This is a genomic window from Pseudomonadota bacterium (assembly GCA_022572885.1).
In the GTDB taxonomy this organism is placed as follows: Bacteria; Pseudomonadota; Gammaproteobacteria; order Steroidobacterales; family MnTg04; genus MnTg04.
Genome location: JACZVC010000030.1, coordinates 1 through 17289, shown reverse-complemented (window position 1 = coordinate 17289; position 17289 = coordinate 1). Strand labels below are relative to the sequence as shown.

The 17289-nt window shown below is 57.4% G+C and carries 15 protein-coding genes; 9 read left to right on the top strand and 6 right to left on the bottom strand.

Annotation, left to right across the window (positions count from 1 at the left end):
* Window positions 1-50: 50 nt before the first annotated feature.
* From IIA05_10795 to IIA05_10785, 3 genes are all read left to right on the top strand, one after another.
* Window positions 51-485 carry a helix-turn-helix domain-containing protein gene (locus IIA05_10795; GenBank protein ID MCH9027591.1) on the top strand — a complete coding sequence of 145 codons (435 nt, stop codon included), beginning with the start codon at window positions 51-53 and terminating at the stop codon, window positions 483-485.
* Window positions 486-548: 63 nt separating this feature from the next.
* Window positions 549-1241 carry a proteobacterial dedicated sortase system response regulator gene (gene pdsR / locus IIA05_10790; GenBank protein ID MCH9027590.1) on the top strand — a complete coding sequence of 231 codons (693 nt, stop codon included), beginning with the start codon at window positions 549-551 and terminating at the stop codon, window positions 1239-1241.
* On the top strand, window positions 1238-3280 hold the full coding sequence (locus tag IIA05_10785; GenBank protein ID MCH9027589.1) for a hypothetical protein: 2043 nt from the start codon (window positions 1238-1240) through the stop codon (window positions 3278-3280). The genes pdsR and IIA05_10785 overlap by 4 nt, the downstream gene beginning before the upstream one ends.
* A gap of 127 nt (window positions 3281-3407) precedes the next feature.
* Here IIA05_10785 and IIA05_10780 read toward each other — a convergent pair whose 3' ends face one another.
* Genes IIA05_10780 through putP form a run of 4 tightly spaced genes read right to left on the bottom strand, consistent with a single transcriptional unit; the run spans window position 3408 to window position 7257 of the window.
* Window positions 3408-4730 (bottom strand): amidohydrolase, encoded by a 1323-nt coding sequence (locus IIA05_10780; protein MCH9027588.1) that lies wholly within the window; start codon window positions 4728-4730, stop codon window positions 3408-3410.
* A 48-nt stretch (window positions 4731-4778) separates the two neighbouring features.
* The gene (locus tag IIA05_10775; protein ID MCH9027587.1) at window positions 4779-5204 is read right to left on the bottom strand and encodes a hypothetical protein; all 426 of its coding nucleotides are present in this window, start codon (window positions 5202-5204) and stop codon (window positions 4779-4781) included.
* On the bottom strand, window positions 5201-5803 hold the full coding sequence (locus IIA05_10770; protein ID MCH9027586.1) for a peroxidase-related enzyme: 603 nt from the start codon (window positions 5801-5803) through the stop codon (window positions 5201-5203). Before IIA05_10770 ends, IIA05_10775 begins: the two co-directional genes overlap by 4 nt.
* Window positions 5800-7257 (bottom strand): sodium/proline symporter PutP, encoded by a 1458-nt coding sequence (putP, locus tag IIA05_10765; GenBank protein MCH9027585.1) that lies wholly within the window; start codon window positions 7255-7257, stop codon window positions 5800-5802. The genes IIA05_10770 and putP overlap by 4 nt, the downstream gene beginning before the upstream one ends.
* Before the next feature lie 94 nt (window positions 7258-7351).
* Here putP and IIA05_10760 point away from each other — a divergent pair, with 94 nt between their 5' ends.
* Entirely contained in the window at window positions 7352-8170 is an 819-nt protein-coding gene (locus IIA05_10760) for a class I SAM-dependent methyltransferase (protein MCH9027584.1), read from the top strand.
* A gap of 22 nt (window positions 8171-8192) precedes the next feature.
* Here IIA05_10760 and IIA05_10755 read toward each other — a convergent pair whose 3' ends face one another.
* Both IIA05_10755 and IIA05_10750 read right to left on the bottom strand, forming a co-directional pair.
* On the bottom strand, window positions 8193-9995 hold the full coding sequence (locus IIA05_10755; GenBank protein ID MCH9027583.1) for a DUF885 domain-containing protein: 1803 nt from the start codon (window positions 9993-9995) through the stop codon (window positions 8193-8195).
* Window positions 9996-10069: 74 nt separating this feature from the next.
* Window positions 10070-11425, bottom strand: a complete 1356-nt coding sequence (locus IIA05_10750; protein ID MCH9027582.1) for an MATE family efflux transporter — start codon at window positions 11423-11425, stop codon at window positions 10070-10072.
* 177 nt (window positions 11426-11602) lie between these two features.
* Here IIA05_10750 and IIA05_10745 point away from each other — a divergent pair, with 177 nt between their 5' ends.
* The 5 genes from IIA05_10745 to IIA05_10725 form a co-directional block, all read left to right on the top strand.
* Window positions 11603-12883 (top strand): acetyl-CoA C-acetyltransferase, encoded by a 1281-nt coding sequence (locus tag IIA05_10745; protein ID MCH9027581.1) that lies wholly within the window; start codon window positions 11603-11605, stop codon window positions 12881-12883.
* A 121-nt stretch (window positions 12884-13004) separates the two neighbouring features.
* On the top strand, window positions 13005-14726 hold the full coding sequence (locus IIA05_10740; protein MCH9027580.1) for a sodium:alanine symporter family protein: 1722 nt from the start codon (window positions 13005-13007) through the stop codon (window positions 14724-14726).
* Window positions 14727-14761: 35 nt separating this feature from the next.
* Window positions 14762-15160: a RidA family protein gene (locus tag IIA05_10735; GenBank protein MCH9027579.1), complete on the top strand. Its 399-nt coding sequence runs from the start codon at window positions 14762-14764 to the stop codon at window positions 15158-15160.
* A 289-nt stretch (window positions 15161-15449) separates the two neighbouring features.
* A complete protein-coding gene (locus IIA05_10730; protein ID MCH9027578.1) occupies window positions 15450-16190 on the top strand; it encodes a hypothetical protein in 741 nt (246 codons plus the stop codon).
* A gap of 186 nt (window positions 16191-16376) precedes the next feature.
* Window positions 16377-17289: aminotransferase class V-fold PLP-dependent enzyme (locus IIA05_10725; GenBank protein ID MCH9027577.1), on the top strand; the 913-nt coding region annotated here is incomplete at its 3' end.

Genomic DNA, 17289 nt, shown 5'->3' with positions numbered 1-17289 from the left:
GGGATTCTGAGTCTATTGCCTGTACTAACTACAGATACAAGCGATTTCCCATGAAAAACCCTGAATTTTTCCCGATCGGCATCGGCGCCTTGTCTGCAAGGACCGATTGCAAGATTGAGACCATCCGCTATTACGAACGGCAGGGCCTGCTGCCGGACCCGCCGCGCAGCGCCGGTGGCCATCGCCTGTATAAAGAGGATCACCTGAAGCGCCTGACTTTCATCCGCCGCTGCCGAAAACTGGGGTTTACGATGGCGCAGATCCGGCAATTGCTGGGCCTGGTCGACGAACATCAGTACAGCTGCGAGAACATCAAGGCGCTGACCATGGATCACGTCGGTGAAATCAGGGAGAAAATAGACCACCTCGAGCGGCTCGAACAAGCATTGTTGCGGATGGCCGCCGAGTGCAACGGCGATTCGATCCCATCGTGCCCGGTCATTGACGCACTATATCAACCACTAAGTCAGCGTCATTCGAACTAAAGTCACCAATATCGGCAGTCACGGGAATTAACAACGGCGGCGTTTCCGTTTACAGTCACGCTTATGGCTAAACATATTGCGATAGTCGAAGACGAAACCGCTATCCGTGAAAACTACTCGGCGGCCTTCGCCCGGCAGGGCTACAAGGTCAGTGGCTATAGCGACCGCAAGCAGTCGCTGGAAGCTTTTTCGGTGCGCCTGCCTGATCTCGTCATCATCGATGTCAACCTGGGTGATGAAGCGGAAGGCGGTTTTGACCTGTGCCGCGAGTTACGAACCAGGAGCCCGGAACTGCCGATCATTTTTCTGACCGCATTGGACAGCGAGCTCGATGTGATTTCGGGTCTGCGGCTGGGCGCCGACGATTACCTGACCAAGGACATCAGCATCAGCCAGATCCTGGCCCGCGTGAGCGCGTTGTTCCGGCGGGTCGAGGCATTGAGCCAGCCGGTCCGTCAGGAGCAGAAACTGGTCAAGGGCAAGCTGGAGCTAGATATAGACCGTCTGAGTGCCCACTGGAATGGTGTCAAAGTCCCGCTGAGCCTGACCGAGTTCTGGCTGGTCCATGCGCTCGCGCGTTTTCCCGGTCATGTCAAGAACCGTCAACAACTGATGGACGCCGCCAATACGGTACTCGACGACCACACCATCACCACCCACATCAAACGCATCCGCCACAAGTTCTGCGAACTGGCGCCGGATTTCAATGCCATCGAAACCGTCTATGGCATGGGGTATCGCTGGGTAGAAGAATGAGCCTGCGCCTGCAGTTGTTGCTGGTGAGCCTGCTGACGCTGGTATTGCCATGGGCGGGTTACCAGTACGTACGGGAAATGGAAGATGCTCTCCGCCGCTCCCACACCGGCGCACTGCTGGGCAACGCGCAGGCGGTGGCCAGGCAACTGGCGGAGCGACAAGAGCTGATTTATCCAGACCCCCGGCTCGCCCAACCCGTCAACGGCGCTGTCTCTGTTTACCAGTTTTCATTGCGCACATCGCCGACACTGGATGGCTTCGTCGAAGACTGGGCGCTGGATCCGGGTGCGCTGACCGATCTGGGCGGTAACGGTCAGTCAGTTCGTTATGCACTGGGCATGGGTCGGCGATTCGCCTGGCTGTTCCTGCAAATCAATGATCCACAGGTCGTTTACAGGACCACCGAGACCGCCGGCGACAGCGTGCTGATGATGACGGAGGACGAAAACCAGCAGTTGCAGGCATACCGCTTTTCGACACTGGCGCCCGGCCAGGTTTTTCCTCAGCGCAGTCACTGGAATCGACCCTGGCAAGGCGGCGATCGGGAAACCCGGATACAGGCCGAGTGGCAGCCTACCGGCGACGGGTTCAACCTGGAAATCCGGATTCCGCGCGAGATGCTGGGCGCAAGGCTCGGCTTTTTGCTGAAAGACCATGGCGCCGGCGGCGCCTTGATCGGCACCATGGACCCGACCCGGCCAGAACCGGCGATGATCGTCAGACCCTCAGCCGAGTTGGCTGCCGCCCTCGCGCCCTATCACCGGCCAGGACTGCTGCTCCGAGTCGGCGACCGCCAGGGCTGGGAACTGGCGCGATATGGCGAGATCGGCACGCCGCCGCAGCGAGACATTGCCGATGCTTCCGCCTGGCTGGATCGTCTTTACCAGGTGATCCTCGGCACCGGTGACTTGCAAAGAGCGGCCACAGTGCGCCCCGGACGCCTGCCACCGGCAGCCAGCGAGAGCGCGCTGTCCGGCCAGGCCGCTGGCACCTGGAACCTGTTACCCGAAGGCGACCGGGCCGTAGCCACGGTTTTCGCGCCCATCGAGATTGCCGGTCGGGCAATGGGTAGCGTAGTCGTCGAACAAGGCAGCGAAGCCATCCTCACGCTAACCAACAACGCGTTGCGGCGCCTGATGAACCTGACCCTGATCGCGGTCAGCGTAGCCGCGCTCGGCTTGCTCGGACTGGCTTCGTTACTCGCGTTTCGCATCCGCCGGTTGAAAAATGCCGCCGAATCGGCGGTCAGCGCGGATGGCCGTATCCTGGGCGGCATCCCGGGAACCGATGCCGGCGATGAGATCGGCGACTTGTCCCGAAGTTTTGCCGCGATGCTCGATCGGCTACGGGGCTATCACCAGTACCTCGAAACGCTGGCCAGTCAACTTTCGCATGAACTGCGCACGCCGCTGGCGGTCGTTCACTCTTCCTTGGAAAATCTCGAGCACGAAGAGCTGTCAGACGAGTCACGGGAATACACCCGCAGGGCGCTGGACGGATCCAATCGCCTCAAACGAATTCTCAATGCCATGTCGGAAGCTTCGCGGGTCGAGGCATCCATCAAGGGGGCGGCCATCGAATCGCTGGACTTGTCTGCCTGGATCAAGGATATAGGCGAGGCCTACCAAAGCGCCTACCCGCATCACGAAATCCGGGTTGCGACCGTGAACCGGCCCTGTGTCGTGCAAGCCTCCCCCGATTTGCTCGCGCAACTGATGGACAAGCTGGTCGACAACGCTGCGGATTTTGCAGCCGATGGCAGCTGGATAAGAATCGCCTTGAGCTGCGCGGAAAATTCCTGTTGCATCACAGTCAGCAACCCCGGACCGCCATTGCCGGAAGAACTGCGGGGACAATTATTCGACTCCATGGTCTCGCGGCGCGAGAAAAAAGGCGCCAAGCCGCACCTGGGTCTTGGCCTTTTCATCGTGCGACTGATCACCCAGTTTCACGGCGGCGAAGCGAATGCGGAAAATCTGCCGAGAGATGGCGGCGTCGTTTTCAGCATCACTTTACCGCTGGCAAAACCGCTAAACTGAAACTGCCTCAGGATTGCGACGGAGACCGACATGAGCACACAAATTGCCTGGATGCCGTTGAGCGCCGTACTCGCCAGTGTGTTTACGATCGGCGCTGCTAGGCAGGAAAAACAAAAAGCCCTGAAACTCAATCGGCTTCCTGCAAATCCATGTAGCTCAGCGTAACGCCGATCAGGGCATCCAGCCCGACCAGAAGGGTGCTTTCATCGACCAAAAAAAGCGGCGAGTGGTTGGTTGGCGCGACCGATGCATCCTGACCGGCCGGGGTGGCGCCCAGCATGAAATAAAACCCGGGAACCTCTTGCTGGAAATAGGAGAAATCCTCGGCGCCGGTAATCAAATCGATCTCGATGACATTGTCGGCACCGGCGATCGAGCGCAAGGTGGGCAGCATCGCTGCGGTCAGTTCCGGGTCATTGACGGTCACCGGGTAACCATAATGGAACTCGACAGTGGCTGTGGTACCGGCGGATTCGGCGATATTTTCCACGGTGGTCACCAACCGGCGCTGGATATCCTTGCGCATCCCGGCATCGAAGGAGCGGATCGTCCCCAGCATTTCAACCTCGTCGGGAATGATGTTGTTGCGGATACCGCCGTGGATGCTGCCGATCGATATGACCGACGGCGCCAGCGTAACGTTGACCTGGCGGCTGGCGATGGTCTGGATACCGAGTACGATCTGCGCGGCGACAACGATCGGGTCGATGCTCCTCCACGGTTTCGAGGCATGCGCCTGGAGGCCCTGCACGCGAATCTTGAAGTTGTCGTAGCTGGCCATCATCGGCCCGCTGCGATAGCCGATCACGCCCGCATTGAGCGCAGACCAGGTATGCAGGCCGAAGGCAACATCCACCGGGTAGCGCTCGAACAAGCCCTCGTCCAGCATCAGCCGCGCGCCCCCTTCCTCGCCCTCTGGCGGACCTTCCTCCGCCGGTTGAAAAATCAGCAGTACCGAGCCGGACAATCGATCCTTCATACCAACCAGGACTTCGGCGGCCGCCATTAGAATCGCAATATGGGTATCGTGGCCACACGCGTGCATGACGCCGGTTTCCTGGTTGTTATATGTTGTCGTCACTTTCGATGCGAATGGCAGATCATTACGCTCGCTAACCGGCAACGCATCGATATCGGCGCGCAGCGCCACCATCGGATGGAGGCTCTTGCCCCGGACCAGGGCCACTACGCCGGTATGGGCGACGCCCGTTTCCACATCCAGGCCCAGTTCGCGCAGGTGAACCGCAATTTTTCGAGCAGTGTTGAATTCCCGGTTGCTCAGCTCCGGGTTGGCGTGAAAGTGCCGCCGCCAGTCGATCAGTTGCGCCTCGATGTCCTGCGTCGCTTGCCTGGCCTGGGACAACAAATCGCTTTCCTCTGCGCCCGCCGCACCGTATAGCATGCAGCCGCTCAAAAATACGGCTGTCAAAAACAAATTACTCTTTCCCATTGCAAGCATGGTTTTCCCTTGTTGCATCAAAATGTAACGGCGCTTCTGTCAGAGACTCCGCGCGCCGATCAGCAGCCAGTTTCCGTCATCGTCCCTGGCCAGGTCAATCTGGTAGTGATCACTATCGGCGGTCAGCCCGAGACCTTCCATGCCGGCTCGCAGCCCCAGTCCGGCGGCCGTGACATCGACTTCGGCGAAATCATTCGCGGTAAATTTGATCTCGTTGATCTTGACCAGCAGTTCCAGCGACTGGCGCGCCATCAGGTACAAGCGAACCTGGTTGAGCAGCATGCGGCGATCACGGCCACTCCGGTCCTGATATTCATCGTGGACAAGGTCGCGAATTGCGCCCATGTCGCGCGCCTCTGCCGCCACCTCCGCTTGTAAAATCGTATCGCGAACCTGCTGCTCAGGGCTGCCCGGATCGGTGCAGCCGGCCAGAAAAACAAGAATTGCCAACGCCAGCCGTTTCACTGGTGCTCCCAGTCGTCCGGACGATCCGAAGAAGGCGACTGTCCCAGTTCTTCGTCCTCGTGGCTGACCCCAAGACCGAGCACGGTTCGATTGGCATAAGCAAAATAGGCGGTAACCTGGTTGATCTCGAGTATTTCGCCGTCGCTGCAGCCGGCATCGCGCAATACGGCGACGGCGGCTTCGTTGATCGACCCGGGGTTGGCGGTGAGTTGTCGAGCGTAATTAAGCGCCGCTTTTTCCCTGGCATCGAACACATCGCCCCAGACATCGGAATCCAGCGCTTCGATGATCACATCGAAACCGGCTTCATTCTCCAGCAGCTTTCTCAGGCCTTCCTGGTGGTGTGCGACGCAATACCGGCAGTTATTGAGCCGGCTGACATACACACCGATCAGTTCGAGTAGGTATTTGGGAAGCTTGTTGCCACGGTTATGCAAGACCGCCTTGTAGATCGCCATGTGGCCCTGCAAGGTGTGCGGGCGCAGCCCGTGCGCTTTGAGAATATTATCCACCTGTCCGTCCGGGCCGGCGATCTTCTTATAGATATCGCCGAGTTCCTCATCGGCGTCCTGCGGTTCGATTGTCTTTATCCAGCTCATGCCTTTTTGCCGCCACCGATCACGCTCAGCAACCCGAACGCGATGAATGAAAAAAGCACGCCGGGGACAATTTCATATAGATCGAAAATACCTAAAGGCCCGCCCGATAACTGTTTCCAGATGATTACGGTCAACCCGCCGCTAAGAATTCCCGCCAGGGCGCCGAGATAGTTAGCGTTTTTCCAGTACAGGGAAAGAATAACGGTCGGGCCAAAAGCCGCGCCAAAACCGGCCCAGGCATAGGCGACCAGCTCGAGCACCGTGGCGTCCGCGTTCAGTGCGAGCACCATCGCGACGATCGCAATACCGACGACGGCGAGGCGGCCAACGCGCAACATGCCTGCCGGCGTAATCTTCGCCGGCTTGAGCAAGCCCTTGTAAAAATCTTCGGAAATCGCCGATGACGCCACCAATAACTGCGAGTCCGCCGTACTCATGATCGCCGCAAGTATTCCCGCCAGACAAATACCGGCTATGACCGGGTGCAGTAACAAGCTGGTCAGCATCATGAATACTTTTTCAGAATCCGGGCCCTGTAACGGCGGATCGAGCAACACGATGCCCTCGAGACCGATCATCGTGCCCGCGGCCAGCGCCATGGTTACCCAGATCAATGCAATATGACGCGCTCGCGGGACATGGCCCGCTGACTTGATCGCCATGAATCGAGCCAGTATATGGGGCTGCCCAAAGTAGCCCAGCCCCCAGCCCAGCGCCGACAGCACGGCAATAAAAGTCAGCGGGGAACCATCGGCGGCAGTAAACGGGATCAGCAAGTGCAGATTCTGCTCCACCATGCTGATCGTCAAACCGGTGAAACCGCCACTGGCGCCAAGACCCAGTACGGCCACGATAATCAGCGCCACGAACATCAGCATGCCCTGAAAAAAATCGGTCCAGCTCACCGCCAGGAATCCGCCGATAAAAGTGTAGGTCACAACGGCGACCGTACCGACAATCACCGCCAACTGGTACGACATGCCGAAAACGGTTGCGAACAACTTGCCGCCGGCGACCAGGCCGGCGCTGGTGTAAAAAATGAAAAAGATCAGGATGAATGAGGCGGAAACAATGCGCAGTACGCCGCTGTGGTCATTAAAACGGCGTTCAAAATAATCCGGCAGGGTCAGCGAATCGCCATATTGTTCGGTCGCCGTACGCAGCGGTGCAGCCACGATCCGCCAGTTGAGATAGGTTCCAGCCAACAGGCCAATCATCAACCAGCCCGCTTCAAAACCCGCCAGGTACGCATAACCGGGAAGCCCCAGCAAAAGCCAGCCGCTCATATCGGACGCCTGTGCGCTGAGCGCCGCGACACCGCTACCCAGGCTGCGCCCGCCCAGAATATAATCGGCGAGGTTATTGGTGCGCCGCCACGCGATAAAACCGATTAGCATCACAACGACAAGGTACGCGAGGAACGTCAGTATGATAGTGCTATTGGGCTCGATCATTCTGTCCCTCGCGGTTGCTGCGCTGGTGACATAAAGCCTAACCTTCTCACATACTGCAAGCTCGGTAAAAGCCGGGACAAGGAAAAACTGACGAATGACACACGATCATAATCCGCAAGCCGACCAAATGGGCGATGAATCCATGGTGCGAAACCTCGAGGCGCAGGCGATCGCCATCTGGCCGCAGGAGAAACCGCTGTTCGAGCGGTATAGCCTGTCCGCCGATTGCAAGATTCTCGATGTCGGTTGCGGAACCGGCGAGATCAGCTCCCGCCTGGCCGCGCTTTATCCGCAAGCTACCGTCATCGCTGTCGACCTGCTCGAGGATTTACTGGACATCGCGCGCGATCGCTACCGCGACCTGGCGCCCAGGCTGGAATTCAGGCAGCAAGACGCCTTCAACCTGGAATTCGAAGCCCATGGTTTCGACCTGGTGGTGTGCCGCCATATGTTGCAGGCGGTGCCGCGTCCGATCACCGTACTGGCGGGACTCAAGAGGCAATTGAAACCCGGCGGCTGGTTACACCTGATCAACGAAGACTATGGCATGATCCATATGCAGCACGGAAAAATGAACCCGGACCGCCTGTGGCACGCCGGCGCGATCGCCTTGCTTGAAAAAACCGGTACCGATGGCCGTGTCGGCCGCAACAGTTTCACGATGCTGCGCCGGCTCGGGATGAAAGATATCCACATAGACTATATCGTTCTCGATACGCTCCGAGTCGAACGGGAAACATTTGCCCGGATCATGCAAGCCTGGCAGGACGGTTTTACAAAAACGATCGCCGAAAACACGGCCTTGAGCGAGCAGGAGATCACGGACACCTTTAGACAGATCGTCGCGGATATTCTCAATCCCGAGCGCTACGCCGTCTGGCATGTCCCGGTAATCAGCGCCAGGACACCGTAGAAGAAGCTGAACTACCCGCCGTTTATTTTTGCGCCGCTATCCAGCGGCGGTTTTTCGCATTGAGCACCGCCATCGGCAATGCGCCATCGGTCAGTATCTGCGCATGCCAGGCCTTGATATCGAAATCCTTGCCCAGCGCTTGTTCTGCCTCCGCGCGCATCCTCGTCAGGTTGATCTGACCCACTTTGTAGGCCAGCGCCTGGCCCGGTGTCGCGATATAGCGCTCAGCCTCGGAAATGATATCCGTCTCGGCCAGCGATGAGTTGTCGAGCATATACTGAATCACTTGCTCGCGGGACCACCCCATCGAATGCAAGCCGGTATCGACCACCAGGCGCATGGCTCTGAGCTGTTCGTCATTGAGCCGCCCGTAATACTGGTAGGGATCGGTGAACACTCCCAGTTCCTTGCCGATTGACTCCGCGTACAGCGCCCAGCCTTCAGTGAACGCGGTATAGCGACCAAACCGCCTGAACCGTGGCAGACTGGTGACTTCCTGCTGGATGGAAATCTGGAAATGATGCCCCGGCGACGCTTCGTGTATCGACAGGGTTTCAACGCCATAGGTCGGCTGAGCTTTGAGGTTAAAAGTATTGACATAAAAAATGCCCGCCCTGGACCCATCGGGTGTTGGTGGCTGGTACATAGCGCCTGCTGACGACTTGGCCCTGAATTCCTCGATTTGCCGAATCTCATAATCGGCTTTCGGGAACACCGAGAACAAGGATGGCAAGCGCTCATCGATTCTCACGCGGGCCGCCTCATAAGCAGCCAGCACCTCTTCCGAAGATCCAAAGAAGAACTGCGGATCGGTTTTCAGGAATTCGAAAAACTCGGCAAGCGTGCCGTCGAAACCGACCTGCCTGGCCACTTCCTCCATCTCGTCCCGGATCCTGGCGACCTCCGCCAGGCCAAGCTGATGGATTTCTTCAGGACTCATCTTGGTCGTCGTGCTGTTCTCCGCCCGAAAGGCGTACCACGCTTCGCCATCGGGCAGCGCATCCCAGCCAACCGTTGCGCGCGTCGCCGGCAGGTATTCCTGCTCGATAAAATCGGCCACGCGACGGTAGGCGGGAACCAGAATATTTTCGATCATATCGGTGTACGCGACAGTCAGCCTGGCCCGGTCCTCATCGGAAAAATCCTCTGGCATGTTTGCAACCGGCCCGTAGAACACGCTCGTCGCTACCTCATCGACGATGTGGGCCCGCAGCTGCGGCACGACTTTTTCCATGACCACCCGCGGCTGGACGACGCCGCGCTCCATGCCGGTACGCATGTTGGTAATCGCCTGGTCCAGGTATACGACAAGGTCATCGGCCCGGCTCAGAAAATTCTCGTAGTCGCCAACACTCGCGAATGGCTGCACACTCTGACCGGAGCCCATGACGGCGAAGAAACTCGGCAGGCTGAACGTCTGGTTCAGCGGCAACAATTCCCCGGGGAACCTCTCGCCGGCAATCGAAGTTTCACGGTCCAGGCGGAAGATTTCATAGCTCAGCAAATCCTGTCCGCTCAAATCGCCGCTGTCGATCGCCAGCAATGCGCCCAGATATTTTCTCTCCAGCGCCCTCGATGTTTCCAGGTACTCGGGAGAGAGGCTGTTGGCCAGACGATCGTTATATCGATCGTCTCCGATAAAAGTCGCATAAAGCGGGTTGAGCTCCAGTATCTCTTCAAAATAAGCTTCAAACAGTTCATCGAGTAACGCGGCGTTATCGACCGGACCGGCCTCACCGGTTGCCGACGTGGCTGCCGACGAACGATCGTTTTCCTGCGCACAGCCAAAAAGCGCCAGTACGGCAACCAGAATTATTTTTTCCACTACTCTCTCCTCATGGTTTTCAATTCCATTTAGCTCTGATGTTTTGGGACTGGTGTGGGTTGCCTGGTTCCCGGTCACTGTGCAATATTATTGTCCACCTTCGAGATCTTCCAGAAACGCCAGTTGAGCAGCACGGCGCAGACACTGAGGCCAATGATCAGCCCGATCCAGATTCCCGTCAAACCAAAATCCAGGACCACCCCGAGATACCAGGCGAGTGGAAACCCGACCACCCAGTACGCGAAAACATTCATGATGCCCGGAATTCGCGTGTCCCTGAAACCGCGAAGCGCACCCGCTGCACCCACCTGCAAGCCATCGGAAACCTGGAAAATGGCGGCCAGAAACAGTAGGCCTACAGCGATTTGGCCAACCTCGATGTCGGTCGTATACAGGCCGATGATCTGCTCGCGAAACGTCAGCATGAGGATTGCGGATATCAGCATGATGGTTCCACACAGGCCGATACCGACAAAACCGATAAAGCGGGCCGCCGAGCGGTCGCCCCTGCCGTTCGCATGACTGGCATGAATCGTGGTCGCCGAATGCATTGCCAGCGGCACCATGAACATCGTCGCAGCAACATTGATCGCGATCTGGTGGCTGGCCATCATGACCGCGCCCATGGTCCCGACCAGCAACGCCGCACCATGAAACATGCCGGCTTCGGCCAACACGCTGACTGCGATTGGCCCGCCCAGCCCGAGAATCTCCCTGAGCCTCGGCCAGTCGGGCCAGTCGAAATGCCCGAAAAGTTCAAATAGCCGATAGCGTGGCTGTATTTTCATATAGAAAAACAGGCTAAAAAACATGACCCACATCGTGATCGCGCTGGCCCATCCGCAGCCGACCGCGCCCAGTGCCGGAAAGCCGAGCTTGCCGTACATCAGGACATAATTGCCGATGATATTGACCACCAGTCCCAGCGCTGCGATATACATGATCGGTCGCGTCCAGGCGACGCCTTCGCTGGTAAATCTCAATGCCAGGTAAGCCGAAATAGCGGGCGCGCCCCAGACGATGGCCTCAAGATATCCGACACTCAATGGAATAACCGCGGCATCGATACCGATGAACAAGAAAAATGACTCCGCCTGCATGACGATCAATACGATAATCACCGCGAGTGCCTGGCTCAGCCATATCCCCTGGCGAAAATAGACACCCACCTGGCGGTTTTTACCTGCTCCAAAACAGGCCGCGGTTATCGGGCTCATCGCCATCAACAGACCCAGGCTGAGCAGAAACGCCATGAACCAGACGCTGGAACCGATGGCAACCGCGGCCAGGTCGGCCATGCCAAAACGACCCGCCATAATGGTATCGGCCAGGTTCATCCCGGCAATCGCCAGGTTATTCGCCACCAACGGGCCGCCATAGCGCAATAAGGTGCGCAACTCGGGCAACAATCGGTGAGTTCCTGATCTCATAAAAGGTAACCGCCCGGCGATTCAGGCAGACTGTGCAAGGCCGGAGACTCTAGCAGTCTGCACCATCGATATCGATACTCCCGCCGGTTTTGCTGCGGCGCGATTGTGCGGTATGTTCTGTCGTTTGAGGCGGCCTGCCGGGCCGCCGGCAACCCTACTGAAGCAGGTATTTAGATTATGAACAGCAATGAAGTTCGCCGCGTCGCCGTCATTGGCGGATCACGCATACCGTTCGCAAGAGCCTATACCAGCTATCGCGAGCAGACCACGCAGGATCTGATGATTGCGTCGTTAAAAGGCCTGGTCGAAAAGTACCGCCTGCAAGGCGCAACGCTCGGCGACGTCTCGCTGGGAGCCGTAACCAAACACAGCTCGGACTGGAACCTGGCCCGCGAGTCGGTGCTCGGCAGCGGCCTCGATCCGCATACACCGGCATTCGACATCCAGCGTGCCTGCGGCACCAGCCTTGAAGCCGCGATCCTGATCGGCCTGAAAATAGCCAATGGCATGATCGATTCCGGTATCGGTGCAGGCGTAGACAGTGTCAGCGACGCGCCAATCGTATACCCACGCAGTTATCAGAAAATACTGGTGGCGAGCATGACTGGCCGCAGCCTCGGTCAGAAAATCAAACCGTGGCTGCGATTGCGGCCACGCCATTTCAAGCCCTTGGCCCCGGGTGTAACCGAGCCACGCACGGGCTTGTCGATGGGGGAAAGCTGCGAATTGATGGCCAGGGAGTGGCAGGTCAGCCGTGAGGACCAGGACCGGCTGGCAATGGAGAGCCATCTGAAGGCCGCGGCCGCGCTGGCGGACGGCTGGTACGACGATCAACTGACCGAACACTGTGGCCTCAAGGCCGACAACAATGTACGCGCGAATTCCAGCATGGAATCGCTGGCAAAACTGAAGCCGGTATTCGATCGCAGCGAGACCGGCACCATGACCGCCGGCAACAGTACGCCGCTGACCGATGGCTCGTCCGCGGTATTGCTGGCATCGGAAGACTGGGCCCGCGAACGGGGGTTGCCGGTGCAAGCCTATCTGAGCTTTGGCAAAGTCGCGGCCGTCGATTTCGTCGGTGGCGAGGGACTGCTGATGGCGCCGACCCGGGCGGTGTCGGAAATGCTGCTGCAAGCCGGGCTGCAGTTGCAGGACTTCGATTTCTACGAAATACACGAAGCATTTGCCGCCCAGGCCCTGTGTACGCTCAAGGCATGGGAATCGGAAGAATTCTGCCGGGAAAAACTGGGCCGGGACACGGCGATGGGAAGCATCGACAGGGACAAAATGAACGTCAAGGGTGGCAGCGTGGCCCTGGGCCACCCGTTTGGAGCCACCGGCGGCCGGGTGTTGATGACGATGGCCGAATTGCTGGCTGAAAAAGGCGCCGGCCGCGGGCTGATCTCGATATGCACCGGTGGCGGCATGGGCGTTACCGCGATTCTGGAGCGTTAGCAGTCAACCGGTTTTTCGAGCCTGCTTGCACCTGTATGCATGAGCCGACATTATAAGACGCTCCGCAGAAACATACGCTGCACTGCAATAATGCGGCCATAACAATAAAGGTAGCCACCAAATGGATCAATTCAACCAGGTACTCGCTGCTATCAACGGGGTCATCTGGCATAACTATGTGCTGTTTTTCGTTCTTTTCACCGGCATCGTTTTTACGATTTGGTCCCGGTTCAGCCAGTACACCGCTCTGACCCATGGTTTCCACGTTCTGCGGGGGCGTTACGACGATCCGGACGACCCGGGCGCGATCAACCATTTTCAGGCCTTGTCGGCGGCGTTGTCCGCAACCGTAGGCCTGGGCAACATCGGTGGCGTCGCGCTCGCCATCGCTCTCGGCGGTCCCGGTGCGGTCTTCTGGATGTGGGTGGTCGGGTTCTTCGGGATGTCGATCAAGCTGACCGAGGTCACCTTGTCGATGCTCTATCGGAACACCGACGATCCTGCCAATCCGCATGGCGGGCCGATGTGGGTCGCGGCGAAGGGCCTGGCAAAAATGAACCCCCGCCTGGCCGGGCTTGGCAAAATCGTTGGCACGGTTTTTTGTCTCACCTTGCTGGTCTCGGCCATCACCGGCGGCAACATGTTCCAGGCCTGGAACGTTGGTGAAATTACCCAGGCTTATTTCGGCATTCCCAGTTGGGTCTGCGGCGTCATCCTGGCGATACTGGTCGGCACGGTCATTATCGGGGGCATCAAGCGCATCGGTGCGGTCGCCGGGCGGCTGGTGCCGATTATGGTCGCGCTTTACCTGCTTGCCGGCACCTATGTCCTGTTCATCAACTCGGACCAGATCCTCGGCATGCTCAAGCTTATTTTCGTATCGGCGTTCTCCACCCACGAAGCGTCCGGAGCGTTTGTCGGTGGCACCATGGGATACGCATTCATGTACGGCATGAAGCGCGCGTTGTTCTCGAACGAAGCGGGCCAGGGTTCGTCGCCCATCGCCCACTCGGCGGCGAAGACCGATGAGCCGGTACGCGAAGGCGTAGTCGCCGGCCTCGAGCCGTTTATCGATACGCTGATCGTATGTACTTTCTCGGCATTGGTCATCCTGTCGACCGGCGTCTGGAACCGCGGTGTGGAAGCGAGATACGACGTGCCGCCGGAAGTCGTGTCGGTCGCGCTTGACGAATGGAGCCTGGAAATGAAGGCTGCCCCTGCGCGGGACCTGGGCGAATGGGTCGAAGGAGAGCTGGTTTTCGCGGTCATCTCTGCGCAGGCCAACCTTGTCAGCGGCAACAATCTGCATCGTCTGAACGGCACGATCGTCGAAGAAAACGGCATCCTGTTAGTCGACTGGAAATCCATTGAATCGTCGGTAAAACCGGTGCTGCATGAAAACGGTGTTTATGGCTCCTATGTAGGCGCTACCCTGACCGCCAAGGCATTCGATTCGGTGACTCCCGGCCTCGGCAAATGGCTGATCACGCTCGCGGTATGGCTGTTCGCAATTTCAACGATGATTTCCTGGAGTTACTACGGTGAACAGGGAATCGTGTTCCTGATCGGCGACCGCGCGGTACTGAGCTACAAGGTCATTTACTGCCTGTTGATCATCGTCGCGACGCTGGGTTTTATCAGAACCGACGAACAACTCGACAACCTGACCTCGCTGGGTACTGGCGTGATGCTGCTGGCCAACATCCCGATCATCTGGATATTCGGCGGCCAGGCGATGCGCGCTTATCATGATTACGTGGCCCGGTTGAAGTCTGGCCGCATGGGTCCCGGCCATGCGCCGCCGCCGCTGGATGAACTGATCAGCGGACGCGACGTCGACTGAGGATCGCCCTTTTTCAATGTGAAACAGAGCACTCATTGAATCAGCGAATCAATATTTCCGATGGCGTGAAATGGGAAGGCGTTTTTGGCTACTCGCGAGCGGTACGGGTCGGTAACACGATCGAGGTATCCGGTACCACGGCAATAGCGGAAAACGGCGAAGTCGTCGGCGAAAACGACCCTTATCGGCAGGCCCGATTCATCCTGGAAAAAATTTCGACTGCGCTGAACGAAGCCGGCGGCTCGATGAGTGATGTGGTTCGAACCCGTTTGTACGTTACCGACGCATCTTTCGCCAAGCAGGTCGGCCGCGCGCACCTGGAAGTTTTTGCGGACATTCGGCCAGCATCCACGCTGGTCGAAATTTCGGCGTTGATTGCACCGGGACTGCTGGTGGAGATCGAAGCAACGGCGGTCGTTTCGAAGGCAGACTGAGAACAACTCTTGTTGCCAAACGCAACGTGCCCAAGACGGGTCTGCCGCCTGAACATACGGGACACCTGATCCTGGCCGATATCGGGATTCCGCCGGGCGTTTACGCATGGGAAACTCTGAAGCTGCTTTACACACCACGTTTTGGGGACCGATTTCTGGCTCCCCTGACCATGGCCTCCGTGTAGCAGGTCAGCCACGCTACGCGCAATCGATCAAGGGGCACATCAGAATCGAGGGAGACCACCACCCAAAGCGGACGCCGCGACACTTTTTTCGTATGCTTGCCCGCATGGTCAATATCAAATTCATTACGTCGCGTGGCAGGCTTGTTGGTGAATTCGTTCTAGTGGTACTTGGAGTCCTGGTGGCACTTATGGTTGACACCTGGATCGAACAACGCAACGACGAAAATCTTGGGCAGGAGTATCTGGCGCGTCTCGCCGATGACCTTGAGGCTGACCGGCAAAGCCTCGATTATCGTATTGCCTTCCTTACCGCAGTACATTCGTTTGGAATCCAGACCCTTGACCGGCTTCAAGCTGACAGGCCGGTTGATCAAGACGCATTATTGGCTGCGTATTATGCATCTGAAAACTTTGGGTTCAGACCAATTGAAAACACCTATGAAGACCTGCAAAGCACGGGCAACATCCGTTTGCTTGGCGATATAGAACTTCGCCTGGCCCTGGCCTCGTATCACAGAAAGACTGCAACCGAAATGGTGGCTCATTCACAGGTGTATAGGGAGATTGTTCGCGGAATCATCCCCTGGAATATTCAACAAGCGATTCGCGAGCACTGCCCGACTACCGACGATATTGGTGAGATTCCGACCGGATTTCCGCCATGTACGATTCCCGGTGTAAGCGTGGACGACGCCAATGTTTTTTTTAGGTCGCTTCGCGCTCATCCCGGAATTTTCGAAATCATCACCTATCGGATATCCGATATCGAGGTCGGGATATTTCTTTTCGAGGCGCAGAAAGAGACGGTGCTCGGCGTTCTGGAACAACTTGAAGATAAGCAGTGACGTACGCCAAGATGGGATCGATGAAGACAAATGGCATTCCTCGAATCTATCTAGTTCTCAGGTGGGTCTCCTTGCTTGTTGGCCCGGGTTCGGCAAGCAGCGGGGTGGCGCGCATTCGGAATAAGCAACAATAGGCGATTGGTTCGGGATTATCGACGTGTTGACTATCAGGTAGCGAGGTCAAAGATGAAATTGCTCGTGGAGCGTGGGGATTTCCCACTGACGGAGTCATGGTCCTACCTCAACGCGGCCAACGTGGCGTTAATTCCAATGCGCGCGGCCACAGTAATTACTGACTGGCAAACTGATCTCGCGCTCAATGGTAGCAACAATTTCGATGATCATGCCGAGGATCTGGCGTTTGCCGGGCTGCGTATTCAGGCGGCCCGTCTATTTAATTGTCGTCCTGAAGATATTGCCGGTGGTTCAAGTTGTTCTGAACTGTTGAGTTCGATCGCCTGGGCAGTGATGCCCAAAAAGCATGAGAACATTGTAAGTACTGATATCGTATTTCCCAGCACCATTTATCCATGGAGTCGAGTTTCACACCATACTGGTTCTGAAATTCGGCTGGCTGAGGGACATAACGCTTACACAAGCATTGATAAGGTAATCGGTGCTATCGACCAAAATACAGCAGTCGTATCGATTTCGCATGCCGAATATACAGGTGGACAACTTTATGATCTGGCAGCATTGGCGGAAGTCACGCATGCACATGGCGCGCTTCTCGTTGTCGATGCAACGCAGTCCGCAGGAGCTATCCCTATCGATGCGCCCGCATGTGGCGCTGACGTCATTATCAGTGGCTCTTATAAGTGGTTGTGTGGGCCATTCGGTGCCGCGGTAATGTATCTCGCGCCACATCTGCAAGGCAATCTCGAGCCCGGGCTTGTCGGTTTTCGTAGCCACAAAAACATATGGGACCTGAGCCCTGACAGGTTGGAATATCCAGACACAACCAAAAGATTCGAGTCCAGCACGTTGGCATTCGGATGTATCAAGGGTTTGGAAAAATCTATTGAGTACTTGGTCGATATCGGTATCGAGCACATATATGAGCACAATATGAAACTGGCAGATAGACTGGTTGAGGGTC